The organism is Actinomadura sp. DC4 (assembly GCF_030406325.1).
GTDB lineage: Bacteria > Actinomycetota > Actinomycetes > Streptosporangiales > Streptosporangiaceae > Actinoallomurus.
The window spans coordinates 1-12,187 of sequence record NZ_JAUEQY010000008.1 but is presented as its reverse complement, the minus strand read 5'-3'; the positions used below and the strand labels follow the sequence as shown (position 1 = coordinate 12,187).

11 protein-coding genes are annotated in these 12,187 nt (G+C 72.5%); 2 read left to right on the top strand and 9 right to left on the bottom strand.

Going from position 1 to position 12,187, the window contains the following annotated elements:
- Positions 1-51: 51 nt before the first annotated feature.
- From hpt to dacB, 4 genes are all read right to left on the bottom strand, one after another.
- The gene (gene hpt / locus QWU11_RS14925; protein ID WP_290108736.1) at positions 52-624 is read right to left on the bottom strand and encodes a hypoxanthine phosphoribosyltransferase; all 573 of its coding nucleotides are present in this window, start codon (positions 622-624) and stop codon (positions 52-54) included.
- Positions 625-691: 67 nt separating this feature from the next.
- Positions 692-1,681 (bottom strand): tRNA lysidine(34) synthetase TilS, encoded by a 990-nt coding sequence (tilS, locus tag QWU11_RS14920; protein WP_290108735.1) that lies wholly within the window; start codon positions 1,679-1,681, stop codon positions 692-694.
- A gap of 50 nt (positions 1,682-1,731) precedes the next feature.
- The gene (locus QWU11_RS14915; RefSeq protein WP_290109133.1) at positions 1,732-2,829 is read right to left on the bottom strand and encodes a zinc-dependent metalloprotease; all 1,098 of its coding nucleotides are present in this window, start codon (positions 2,827-2,829) and stop codon (positions 1,732-1,734) included.
- 147 nt (positions 2,830-2,976) lie between these two features.
- Positions 2,977-4,359, bottom strand: coding sequence for a D-alanyl-D-alanine carboxypeptidase/D-alanyl-D-alanine-endopeptidase (gene dacB / locus QWU11_RS14910; RefSeq protein WP_290108734.1), 1,383 nt, complete (start codon positions 4,357-4,359; stop codon positions 2,977-2,979).
- 105 nt (positions 4,360-4,464) lie between these two features.
- Here dacB and QWU11_RS14905 point away from each other — a divergent pair, with 105 nt between their 5' ends.
- Complete coding sequence (locus QWU11_RS14905; RefSeq protein WP_290108733.1) at positions 4,465-4,947, top strand: inorganic diphosphatase; 483 nt, start codon at positions 4,465-4,467, stop codon at positions 4,945-4,947.
- A gap of 4 nt (positions 4,948-4,951) precedes the next feature.
- Here the strand turns inward: QWU11_RS14905 and QWU11_RS14900 are convergent, their stop codons facing one another.
- From QWU11_RS14900 to QWU11_RS14880, 5 genes are all read right to left on the bottom strand, one after another.
- On the bottom strand, positions 4,952-6,172 hold the full coding sequence (locus QWU11_RS14900; protein WP_290108732.1) for an NlpC/P60 family protein: 1,221 nt from the start codon (positions 6,170-6,172) through the stop codon (positions 4,952-4,954).
- A gap of 212 nt (positions 6,173-6,384) precedes the next feature.
- Positions 6,385-7,989, bottom strand: coding sequence for a sigma-70 family RNA polymerase sigma factor (locus QWU11_RS14895; RefSeq protein ID WP_290108731.1), 1,605 nt, complete (start codon positions 7,987-7,989; stop codon positions 6,385-6,387).
- 204 nt (positions 7,990-8,193) lie between these two features.
- Positions 8,194-9,249, bottom strand: coding sequence for a saccharopine dehydrogenase NADP-binding domain-containing protein (locus tag QWU11_RS14890; RefSeq protein WP_290108730.1), 1,056 nt, complete (start codon positions 9,247-9,249; stop codon positions 8,194-8,196).
- 81 nt (positions 9,250-9,330) lie between these two features.
- Entirely contained in the window at positions 9,331-10,041 is a 711-nt protein-coding gene (locus tag QWU11_RS14885; RefSeq protein WP_290108729.1) for a nuclease-related domain-containing protein, read from the bottom strand.
- 99 nt (positions 10,042-10,140) lie between these two features.
- On the bottom strand, positions 10,141-11,193 hold the full coding sequence (locus QWU11_RS14880) for a quinone-dependent dihydroorotate dehydrogenase (RefSeq protein ID WP_290108728.1): 1,053 nt from the start codon (positions 11,191-11,193) through the stop codon (positions 10,141-10,143).
- Between the two features lie 56 nt (positions 11,194-11,249).
- On the opposite strand from QWU11_RS14880, the gene QWU11_RS14875 reads away from it, so the two are divergent.
- Positions 11,250-12,029 carry an aminotransferase class IV family protein gene (locus tag QWU11_RS14875; protein WP_290108727.1) on the top strand — a complete coding sequence of 260 codons (780 nt, stop codon included), beginning with the start codon at positions 11,250-11,252 and terminating at the stop codon, positions 12,027-12,029.
- The last annotated feature ends 158 nt before the right edge of the window (positions 12,030-12,187 follow it).

Here is a 12,187-nt window from a genome sequence, read left to right as displayed (position 1 = left end):
GACCGCAGCACGACGTCCGGCGCCCCACTTCGCAACTAGGAACGTACGAGGCTAAGCCTCTTGTTCCCCACTTCCACCGTAGACGTGCGGGGCAAGCGTCCCCACGAACGGCAGATTCCGGTAACGCTCGGCGTAATCGAGCCCGTAACCGATCACGAACTCGTTCGGGATGTCGAAACCGACGTACTTGACGCCGACCTCGATCTTGGCGGCCTCGGGCTTTCGCAGCAGCGTACAGACCTCGAGAGAGGCCGGGCCACGGGATTCGAGGTTGCTGCGCAGCCAGGAAAGGGTGAGGCCCGAGTCGACGATGTCCTCGACGATGAGCACGTGGCGGCCCATGATGTCGGAGTCGAGATCCTTCAAGATGCGCACGACGCCGGACGATTTGGTGCCCGAGCCGTACGAGGACACCGCCATCCAGTCCATGGACACCGGGGAGTGCAGCGCGCGGGCCAGGTCGGCCATGACCATCACCGCGCCTTTCAGAACTCCCACGAGCAGGAGGTCCCGCCCCTCGTAGTCCTTGTCGACCTGCGCGGCGAGCTCCCGGATCTTGGCCTGGAGCTCGGCCTCCGGGATGAGCACCTTCTCGAGGTCCGCCCGCATGTCCGCTTCGTCCACCAAAAAACCCTTCTAGATCGCGCGGCCATGTCGCCGCCACTCCCGTGTTCACCGATAGCAGAACAAATCACTGGGATGAAACACCCATTTGGGATGGCCCGAAGAGCAGCTTTTCATACCTCCGCCAGACCCGTACGCGCCCGGGGAGGTCGACGTGCGACTGGCCGTGCCACGCGGTGACCAGGGCCTCCACCGCTTCGACGTGCACCGCGGCGAGCGCGCCCGGCGGGCTGCCGGCGGCGATCGCCGTACGGTGCAGCACGCGCGTGCGGACGGCACGGGGCAGCCCGGCCAGCACGTGCACGTCCAGCGCCTCCGGCCCGCCCGCCTCCTCCAGTGCACGGGCCGCCCAGTCGTCGAGGGCGTCGGCGTCGTCGCGGAGCATCCGCGCGGTGCGGGCCAGCGCGGCGGTCATGCCGGGGCCCAGGCCGGTCTCCAGGGCGGGCAGCACGTCCGCGCGGACGCGGGCGCGGGCGTACGCGCGGTCCTCGTTATGCGGGTCGTCCCAGGGGGCCAGGCCCATGGCGAGGCAGGCGCGGCGGGTGAGGTCGCGGCCGAGGTCCAGCAGGGGGCGGTGGTAGTGCCCTGAGACGGCGGCCATGCCGGCGAGCGAGCGGGCCCCGGAGCCGCGGGCGAGCCCGAGCAGCACCGTCTCGGCCTGGTCGTCGAGCGTGTGCCCGAGGAGGACGGCGGTGGCCCGGTGACGTGCGGTGGACTCGTCCAGGGCGGTGTAGCGGGCGGTACGCGCGGCGGCCTCCATGCCGCCGTCGGACCCGACGGTGACGGTCCGCGCCTCGGCCGGGTCGAGCCCCAGGGCGGCCATGGTGGCCACGACGCCGGCGGCGCGCTCAGCGGAGCCGTCCTGGAGGCCGTGGTCGACGGTCAGCCCGCCGGCGCGGTGGCCGGATCTGGCCGCCTCGAACGCCAGCGCCCCGGCGAGGGCGAGCGAGTCGGCCCCGCCGCTGCACGCGACGAGCACGAGGTCGCCCGCCTCGACCGCGGCGAGGGTACGGCGGACCGCGAGGCGTACCGCCGCGACCGCCGGATCAGGTCCCACACCCCCATTGTTGCGTGAGGCGCCTCACGCTTCTCACGCAACATCGAGGATCATTCCGCGGGCGGGAGCTCCGGTTTGCCGATCACGCGGCCCACCCACAGCGCCGGGTCCTTGATCTCGGTGTGGGTCGGGAGCGTGTTGGGCGAGGTCCAGACGCGGTTGAAGCCGTCCATTCCGACCTGGTCGATGACCGCGTTGACGAAGCGCGAGCCCTCCGCGTACTGCTTCATCTTCATCTCCAGGCCCAGCAGGCGGCGGATCGCGCGGTCCACCTGTGACGCGCCCTCCCGCCGGTGCTGGAACTTGGCCCGGATGTCGGCGACGCTCGGCACGACCTCGGGGCCGACCGCGTCCATGACGTAGTCGCCGTGGCCCTCCGCCAGCGTCATGACCGCGGTCAGGCGGTCGAGGATCTCGCGCTGCTCGGGAGTCTGGATCGCGTCGATGAGGTTGCCCTCGCCGCCGCGTACGGCGTCCGCGACCGCCTCGCCGACACCGCGCAGCCGGTCGAGCAGGGCGCCGGGGTCGAGGTCGGAGGCGAGCAGGAACGCCGTCATCTGGTCCTGGACGTACGCCCGCAGCCAGGAGACCGAGGCGAACTGGGCCCGGTGGGTCTCCTCGTGCAGGCACACCCACAGCCGGAAGTCGCGGCTGTCGACCTTGAGCTCCTGCTCCGCGCCGACGATGTTGGGCGCGACGAGCGTCAGCCGGCCCGTGGGCGCGCGGCCCGTGGGGTCCGGCGGCAGGAACAGCTCGTACTGGCCGAGGACGCGGCTCGCCATGTAGGCGAGGATCGCGCCGACCTGCATGCCGGTCACGCGCGAGCCGACGGCCTGCATGACCGCGCCGCCGGCGCCGCCACCGAGCAGGCCGCCGCCCCGGCGGGCCTGGAGTTGTTCCATCAGCGGCTCGAGGACGACGCGGAAACCGTCGACGTTGGCCTGGATCCAGCCGGGCCGGTCGACGACCTTGGCGGGAGACGAGTCGATGCCGCCGTCCATCCCGGTGAACTCGCGGACGTGGCCCTGGGCCACGCCGGAGAGCTCACGGAGCTCGGCGACGACCTGACGCGCCTCCTTGGGGCTGACCTGCGGCCCCGGGCGGACAAGACGGGTCCCCGTCTGAACGGCGACGTTCCAGTCGATCATGGATGCTGGCATTACAACCCTCTCCGGCCGGGCTCTCCACCTAACGGTACGTCCCCGATCGCCTGGGGAGCATGCCTCACAAGCTCCAACGCCCGAGAACCTTCGATGAACTCCCGGGCGGGCCGCTGATCGATCACACGGTGTCGATCAGCGGCAGCCGCAGCCGGCGAGGGTTCCGGCCAGCGTGTCGAGGGCGGCCAGCGCCGCCGCCGGCGACTGGACCTTGTTGGCCATGAACGCGAACGTCAGCAGCCGCCCGTCCGCGTCGTCGACCACGCCCGCCAGGGTGTTCACGCCGTCGAGCGTGCCGGTCTTGGCGCGGACCACCCCGCGCCCGTTGGCCGCCGTGCCCACGCTGTAGCGGTTCGCGAGGGTCCCGGAGAACCCGGCAATCGGCATTCCGGACATCACCGTACGAAGCTCGGGGTGTTTGGCCGACGAGGCGGCCAGGGCGAGGAGCCGGGCCAGGCCGCCGGGCGTGATCCGGTTGCGCGGGGACAGGCCGCTGCCGTCGACCGTGTCGATGCCGGAGGCGACCCCCAGGCCGGCCAGCACGTCGTGTACGCCGGCGGCTCCGCCCTCGAAGGTCGGCGGGCGGCCGAGCTTCATCGCGACCTGACGGGCCATCGCCTCGGCGATGTCGTTGTCGCTGTCGGTCAGCAGCCGCTCGACGAGCGCGGAGATCGGCGGGGACTGGACCGCGCCGAGGCGCTGGGCGCCCTTCGGCGCGACCCGGCGCATGCCGAGGTGGGCGCTCACACCCTGCCGGCTCAGGGCGCGGGCGAACGCCGAGGCGGCGATCGAGGGCGGGTCCGAGACGCGGCCGGGCACGCCCGGCGCGACCCGGCCCTCGTCGATCTCGAGCGCGGAGACGGGGGCGACGTCGCCCTCGGCGAAGTAGCCCGGCTTCCAGCCGGGACCCGAGCGGCTGCCCTGGTAGGCCGAGACGTCGTAGTCGACCGCGACCCGCCGTACCCCCGCGGTCTTGAGCGCCGCGGCGGTCTGCTTGGCCAAGTCGGTCAGCGTCGCCGGACGCGGGTAGGCGAGCCGGCTCGCCGAGGTCGTCAGCGTCGGGTCGCCGCCGCCGACGAGGACCACGTCGTTGCCCGCGCGGACCGCGCTCGTCGTGATCCGGTGGTCCGGGCCGGCCGAGGCGAGCACCGCGACCGAGGTGGTCAGCTTGGTGGTCGACGCGGGTACGGCCGGCAGGTCGGCGCCGCTGCTGAACAGCGTCTTGTGGCTCAGGGCGTCGATGACCGTGCCGCTGAGGTTCGCGCCGAGCCCCGACGCCTGCATCGGCCCGGCCAGCCGCGACGCCAGTGAGCCCGAGGCGGGCAGCGGCGCGGTCGCGCCGACCGGCGCCAGCGGGGGCGCGGCCGCCGAGACGATCGCCCGGTCGGCCACGGTCGGCGGTCTCAGCGCGAGGGCACGATCCGGTGTGAGCTTCACCACTGCCAGGGCAGCGGTCACCAGGAAGACGTTCAGCAGCGCCAGTGTGATCATGGCCACGGCGCGCTCGGGCCTCCGCACCTTAACGCCCCTCTCATCGCCGCAGCACTAGTGACGTGCGACATCCTTATAACGCCAACATCCAACCAGAACGACCTCGGCCCGCCCCGGGGAGCGGAGGACATTGTGCAATTCGACGTCACTATCGAGATCCCCAAGGGACAACGCAACAAGTACGAGATGGACCATGAAACCGGACGAATCCGCCTAGACCGGATGTTGTTCACCTCCACGCAGTACCCGGCGGACTACGGCTTCATCGACAACACGCTGGGCGAAGACGGCGACCCGCTCGACGCGCTCGTCCTCCTCCAGGAGCCCACGTTCCCGGGATGCCTGATCCGCTGCCGTACGGTCGGCATGTTCCGCATGACCGACGAGGCGGGCGGCGACGACAAGGTGCTGTGCGTGCCGGCCACCGACCCCCGGATGGAACACCTGCGCGACATCCACCACGTGCCGGAGTTCGACCGGCTGGAGATCCAGCACTTCTTCGAGGTCTACAAGGACCTCGAACCGGGCAAGTCGGTCGAGGGTGCGAGCTGGGCCGGCCGCAAGGACGCCGAGGTCGAGATCGAGCGCTCCTTCAAGCGAGCGCAGGACCACTGAGTTCTCACCGAGGTCCGGCCGGCCGGGTGGCTCCCGCGTAGTCCGGGCGGAAGGCGTTCGAGACCCGTACGCGCGCCCCGGTGAACGGAGCCTCGACCATCTGACCGTTGCCGATGTAGATCCCGACGTGATGGATCGTGCTCGGGTTCGTCGGGTTGTGCGCGAAGAAGACCAGGTCACCCGGGCGGAGCTGGTCACGCGTGGGGTGCGGCCCGGAGTTGTACTGGGCCGTCGCGTAGTGCGTGAGCGGTATACCGGCCCGGGCCCAGGCGTACGTCACCAGACCCGAGCAGTCGAAGCCGACGGTGCGCGCGCCCTGGGCGATGCCGAGCGAGGGGCCGGCCGGCGTGCCTCCACCCCAGGAGTACGGGGTGCCGAGCCACTTGAGCGCGGCGCGCGCGGCCACGGAGCCGAGCGCGGACCCCTTGGGCAGGGCGGCGGGGGCGGCCTGCGGCGCCCCGCCCATGGGCGCCGCCTCCTTCTGCGCCAGGGCCGCCTCGCGGGCGCGCCGCAGTCCGGCGGCGCGCGCCCGGGCCCGGCCCAGCGCCGCGACCAGCCCCGACTTGTGCTGCTGGATCTGTTTCACGCTCGCCCGCTGATGCGCCACCGCCGCGCTCGCCGCCTCGCGTGCCGCCGCGGTGGCGCGCGTGGCCTCGCGCTGGGTCCCCAGCGCGCGCCGCGACTGCTTCTCGAACATGTCGGCGATGCCGTGGGCGGCCTTCTCCTGGTCCAGGGCGAAGTTCTTCCGGTTGGCGAGGACCTGCATGAACGACGCGCGCTCCAGGAACCCGGCCGGCCCTCCCCTGCCGCCGAGGACCGCCACGAGCGAGGGGTAGCCGTTGTCGCTTCGGTACGCGCGCGCGGCGAACGCCGCCACGTCGCGCCGGGTCTGCCCCAGCCGGTCGCGGGCCTTCGCCGAGCGGCCGAGCGCGGCCTGGTAGTCGCGGTCGGCCTGTTCGAGCCGGGCGCGAGCGCCGTTGAAGCGCTCGACGGCGGTCTCGGCCTCGTCGTTCAGGTCGTCGAGCCGCCCGTCGGCGAGCGCCAGCGCGGCGTTGATCTTGCCGACCTCGGCGGCGCGGGCGCGTACGTCCCTTTTGCTCTTGGCCAGGTCACGCGCGCTCGGTGCCGGGTCGGCGGTGGAGGGGGCGGCGAGCAGCACCGTGACCGCGAGCACGCCGAACACGAGGGCGCCGAGCGTTCGCCCGCGCCGATGAGAACCTGCCAAATTCTCCCCCCGGAGCTACGCCCGACGGAAGCGGGCCAACACGAAGGGTTACCACTGGCGACGCTGTGAAAACACCGGCGCCACGCGGTGGCGGCCGTCACTCACGTCCCGGAAGGTGACTGATCCACGGCTGCGTCTCGGATTTCGGCGAGACCCGGCTCGTACGGACAGGAGAAGATCGGCACCTTCTCGCCATACCTCTCGACCGGCCGTCACCCGCCCGATCCAGACGGGGACGGGGCCGGCGCGGGCGGGTCGGAGCGCGGGGGCGCCGCGGTATCGGTGGGTGTCGGCTGTGAGGACGGTGGCCCGCTCGTACTGGGCGGCGGCGGTGTCGGGGCCGGCGTCGGCTCGGATGTGGGCGTCGAGGACGGTGGCGGGGGCGACGACGAAGGCGGCGGCGCCACCCGCCCGCCCCAGGCGATCTCGACCTGCCTGCCGCCCGGCCAGAACGTGATCACCTCCGCCCCCGGCCCCACGTACGGCGCGCGTACCACGACGCTCTGTGCCTCGCCGGGCCCCAGCGTGCCTCCGGCCGTGCTGAGGCGCAGCGGCCCCGCGCCGGTCGCCCGCCACGGCACGGCCGCCGAGCTCGCGGTCAGCCACAGGACGCCTGTGCCACCGGGCGGGAGCGTCAGCCGGGCTGGAGAGACGCCGAGCACGGCGGCGGCCCGCAGGAACTCCTTTGGCGGCACCTCCCCCAGCACGACGGCCGGCCCGGCCATCCCGGTCGGGCCGGTCGGGCCCAGCGGCAGCGCCGCCGCCACCGGGCGGGTCCCTCCGGGCCGTCCCGGGGGCGCCGGGCTGGGGCTGGGCGCGCGCGGACCCGGCGGCGCGGCGACGACCCCGTGAGAGCCGTGTGAGGACTCCCTGCCGAAGTAGCCGCACAGAGCCGTCGCCACCACCGCCGCGAGCACGGCGCCCGCCATCGCGGTGAGGGCGCGCGCCCAGCCGTGTGCGCCGCTGGGGTCGTGTACGGCGCGGCGGAACGCGGCCGTACGGCCCGCGCCCGGCTGCAGCGGGAAGCCGTTCGCGGCGAAGCGGGACACCCGCGCCGCCGCGAACAGCCGGTAGCCGGCCAGCTCGGGGTCGGTGAAGCAGTTCATGACCTGCGCGCGCAGCGGTGGCGGCAGGGGTGCGCGCGGCAGCAGGTCGTACACCTTGCCCGGCGCGATGTTGTCCGGCAGGTGCCGCGCGCACCCGGGGCATTCGAGCGAGTGGCGTACGAGCGCCTCCCGCAGGTCGTCGTCGATCTCCCGGACCCGTGGCCGCAGGATCGCCGCGCGGCGTGCGCAGCCGTCCAGGCCGTCGTGGGCGAGGATCTCGGCGACCAGGGCGGCCTCGAGCAGCACGCCCGCCTGGCGGAACAGCTCGCCGACCTCCCGCGGCCGCAGCCCGAGGACGAGGGCGACCTCGGCGTCGTCGAGGTGGCGCCGGTGCCGCAGGTCGAGCAGTTCGCGGCTGAGCGATGGCAGGCCGGTGACCGCGCGCCAGGCCATCAGGCGCAGGTCGACGTCGTCCTGGTCGTGCCGGGCCACGGTCAGGTCGGGATGGACCCGGCCGGCCGGACGGCGGCGCCGGCACTCGATGCGGGCGAGCGCGTAGAGCCAGGCGGCGAACCTCGCGGGCGCCCGCAGCCGCCCGATGTGGGACTCGGCGCACATCAGCGTGTCGCGGAACGCCACCTGGGCGGCGTCGCGGTTGCGCAGCCGGAACCAGCAGAAGTCATAGAGGCGCTCGGCATAGTCGTCGTAGACCGAACCCATCGCGATCGGATCACGCGACCGCAGCGCCTCGACCAAAAGCCGGTCTTCCATGGCGCTGAAGTTAAAGCCTTTTCCGTCACTTCTTCAACAGTTTTCGAAGAACCAACGGAGATTATTACCGCCCTTACAGGGAAGCGCCCGAGAAAAACAATTCTTTATAGCTATAAGCCAAGCTTTCCAGGCTTATGGACTCCTTTGACCGCGTTGTACGCCCTATGCACCCGCAGGCAGGACTCCAGAACGGGCCGGCGTACGTCAGCCGGTGACGCGGGCGATTCCGGCCATCGCACAGCCCGCCTCCAGCTCGGAAAGACCGAATGCCGCGACCGGCCCGAGAGCACCCGATTCCACCTTTCCCTGCGCGGCCTGGCAGGCGGCCCAGGAAAGGGCGCCGGCGGTGAATTCATACGGATCCCCACCGGAAAGGTGCACGTCGGTCAGCAGCGCACCCTCGGCGTCGTACGCCACCGCGACGATGCGCGACGTCAGGGTGCTCTTCCCGCTCCGCCGCCGTCCCGCGAGGCGTGCGAGCGCGCCCAGACCGACCTTCGCGCCGATCGCGCCGGCCCGCCCGCGTGCGGCCAGCCGCGTGGCCCGGCCGAACCAGCCGAGATAGACGTTGACCTCGTACAGCGCCGGATACGACGCGGGCAGGGCGAAGTGTTCCGAGGCGCCGATCGACAGGCCGATCCGCGACCGCCCGCCCACCTCGAAGTCGCGGACCCGGGGGCGGGCCTCGTCGTGGATGCGCCCCCGGAAGGTGTACATCTGGGCGGTGGCCACCCCGGCGACCGACCGCAGGCTGCCCGCGGTCAGCCCGCGCCACAGGTCGCCGCCGCCGACGAAGTAACCGACGTCGACGCGGAAGCCGTCCTCGCCGACCCGGTCGAGGGCCAGGGCGCCCGCGAGGTTCCCCGGCACGTAGTCGTAGCCGAACGCGGTGATCAGCGCGGACCGGGCCTTGGGCCCGTACGACTCGAAGACCTCGCGTACGAAGGGCGGCTCGCCGGTGCAGTCGATGTAGTGCGCGCCGGCGTCCACCGCAGCGTCCAGCGCGGCGTGCCCGTACTCCAGGAAGGGGCCGACCGTCGTGACCAGGACGTCGTCGTGCTCCACCAGCGCGCGTACCGAACGCGGTTCCTCCACGTCGGCCCGCGCCGTCTCCAGGCCGCCGAGCTCCTCCGCAAGAGCGGCGAGGGCCGTCGTGTCCCGCCCGGCGAGGACCGGCCGCGCGCCCTGGGCGACGAGGGCCCGCGCGGTGAGCGTCCCGGTGTAGCCGGTGGCGCCGAAGACGACGATACGGCCCGCCATGACGGTTCCCCTCAGCTGCGAATCGGGTTCGGTCTGTTGCGCTGAGCGTACTAATCCGTCACAAAGCGTGCCGGTTTTTCGTCAGACGTCGATCATTGGGGGAAGTATCCGCTCCGCCGCGGCGGCGATGGCCGTGACCTGAGCCGTCGTGAGGATCGCGGGTCGCCGCTGGATGAGGCGCCGCGCCCGCTTCGCCCGCCGCAGGGTGACACCGGCGATCGTGATCCCCAGGTGCGGCATCCGCCCGCCGTGCACCGCGACGATGACGTCGACCTCGATCCGCCGGCCGAGATCGGCCGACAGGCGCTCTCCGACCGTACGGGCGGCGCTCCTCGCCATCATCGGGAGGCGATCGATCGGGCGCGGCCCGGCCCACAGGCGGTCGTCGGCCACGCGCAGGCGGGTGAGCGGTGGCAATCGGCGCGAGACGATCGCGTAGACGCCGGTGAGGCCGACGACGAGGTGGTCCAGGTTGGCCCGCGACGCCGACGGCAGCGCCCGGTCGTGAAGGACGTGGAAGTAGGCCGGGTCCAGCCGCGACAGCCGCCGGCCCGTACGCCGCTCGGCCGCGGCGCCGCGCCGCCAGCGGGTGACCGCGTCCGGCCTGACCCGCAGGAAGAGGGAGTGCGCGAGCAGCAGCCCGAGCGCGACGGACATCCCCCGAAGCCAGCCGAACACCCCGGCCGTCATGGAGCCCGCGACGCCCGCCAGCACGAGCCGCGCGAGGACCCGTTCCTGCCGGTACTCGGCCCGCAGCCTCCGATAGCGGGCTTGCGCCGACGCACCGGCCACGGAAGCACCTCGTCCAGGCACCGCTCCTCCTCATTGGAAAGAGTGATGTCGGGCGGGCACCGGATCAAGGCATTTGACGAGCTGTCGACCGAGTCATGGTCAGGCCGTCGTACGATCCTCGCCGCGCAGCCGGCCGGCGAGGCCCCGGTTGATCCGCCGAGGCCAGGACGGACCGCCATAGATCAGGCCGGTGTACACCTGGACGAGCGTCGCGCCGGCCTGGAGGCGTTCCCACGCCTCGTCGGCGGTCTCGATGCCGCCGACCGAGACGAGGACGAGCCGGTCGCCGACGCGCTCGCGCAGACGGCGCAAAACCGCGAGGGACCGGGCCTTGAGCGGCGCGCCGGACAGCCCTCCGGCGCCCGCCGCCTCGACGTTGCGGCCGGCCAGGCCGTCGCGGGAGATCGTGGTGTTGGTCGCGATGATGCCGTCGAGGCCGAGCGTGAGCGCGAGGTCGGCGATCGCGTCGATGTCGGCGTCGGCGAGGTCCGGGGCGATCTTCACCAGCAGCGGCACGCGCCGCGGGGTCGCCCGGTCGGCCGCGGCGCGTACCGCCTTGAGCAGCGGTTCGAGGTGCTCGACGGCCTGGAGGTCGCGCAGGCCGGGGGTGTTCGGCGAGCTGACGTTGACCACGAGGTAGTCGGCGAGTGCGGCGAGCCGCTCGGTGCTCTCCACGTAGTCGGCGATCGCCTCGTGCTCCGGGACGACCTTGGTCTTGCCGATGTTGACCCCGACGATGACCGTGCGCCGGCCGCGCAGCCGGTCGGCGGCCGCTCGCGCGCCCTCGTTGTTGAAGCCCATCCGGTTGACGATCGCGCGGTCCTTGACCAGGCGGAACAGCCGCGGTTTGGGGTTGCCCGGCTGCGGCCGCGCGGTGACCGTGCCGATCTCGACGAAGCCGAAGCCGAACGCGCCCAGCGCCTCGTACGCCTCGGCGTCCTTGTCGAAACCGGCGGCGAGCCCGACGGGGCTGGGGAAGTCCAGGCCGAGCGCCCGCACCCGCAGCGCGGCGTCGCGGGGCCTGCTCCGGCGGCGGAGCAGCGGCAGCGCGCCGGGCACGGCGGCGAGAAGACCCAGGGCACGGAAGCTGAGCCGGTGCACGGTCTCGGCGGGCAGACGGCGCAGCAGCGTTGTGAAAAGGAGTCGGTACATCGGATCCGATTCTCGCAGGGCCGTTCGGAAGCCTCGCGGGCGCTACCGTGGACGCCGTGACGGCCCTTCCGCGCATCGAGATCAACGGTCATCCCGCGACGGCCGAGGAGCTGGCCCGGCCCGCGGTCGTCAACTACGGTCACTTCACCGTCATGCAGGTACGCGGCGGGCGGACGCGCGGGATGGACCTCCACCTCGCCCGGCTCGACGCGGCCGGCAACGTGCTGTTCGGGGCCGGCATCGACGCCGTGCTGGTCCGCGACCGCATCCGCCACGCGCTCGGCGACACCCCGGACGCCGGCGTACGGGTCAGCGTCTTCTGGCCGGCGGGGGACGACGCTCCCTCGATCATGGTCGTCGTACGCCCGCCGGACGATCCGCCCTCTTCGCCGCAGAGCCTGCAGACGGCGATCTACCAGCGTCCGGTCCCCCAGGTGAAGCACGCCGGAACGTTCGGGCAGATCTACTACGGGCGCCGCGCCGAGCGCGCGGGGTTCGACGACGCGCTCCTGGTCGACGCGGACGGCGTCATCTCCGAGGGCTCGGTCACCAATCTCGGCTGCTACGACGGCGGTTCGGTCATCTGGCCGGACGCGCCGGCGCTGGACGGCATCACGATGCAGCTCCTCGAACAGGCCCTGCCCGCGCGGGGCGTGCCCTCACGGCGGGGGCCGGTGCGGATCGCGGACCTGGAGTCGTGCGAAGCGGTGTTCGTCACCAACTCACGGGGCGTCGCCGCGGTCGGGCGCGTGAACGAGCTGCGGCTGCCGGTCTCGGAGGAGTTCATGAAGACGGTGACGGAGGCGTACGAGTCGGTCCCGTGGGACCTCATCTGAGGCGTCCGGAACGCGAAGGCCCCGCCAGGATGGCGAATTCTCGGGGTCCTCGCAACACCTGATGGCCTATGTGGCTGTCAGTAGATCACGCAGGCGCTCGGCTGGGGTTTGCCAGCCGAGCGTTTTGCGTGGTCGGGCGTTGAGTTGTTGGGCGACGT

Excerpts from the sequence above, each read along its gene's own strand:
- QWU11_RS14895 (WP_290108731.1), bottom strand. The coding sequence starts at position 7,989 with ATGGAAGACCGGCTTTTGGTCGAGGCGCTGCGGTCGCGTGATCCGATC.
- QWU11_RS14880 (WP_290108728.1), bottom strand. The coding sequence starts at position 11,193 with ATGTACCGACTCCTTTTCACAACGCTGCTGCGCCGTCTGCCCGCCGAG.
- QWU11_RS14915 (WP_290109133.1), bottom strand. The coding sequence starts at position 2,829 with ATGATCGACTGGAACGTCGCCGTTCAGACGGGGACCCGTCTTGTCCGC.
- QWU11_RS14890 (WP_290108730.1), bottom strand. The coding sequence starts at position 9,249 with ATGGCGGGCCGTATCGTCGTCTTCGGCGCCACCGGCTACACCGGGACG.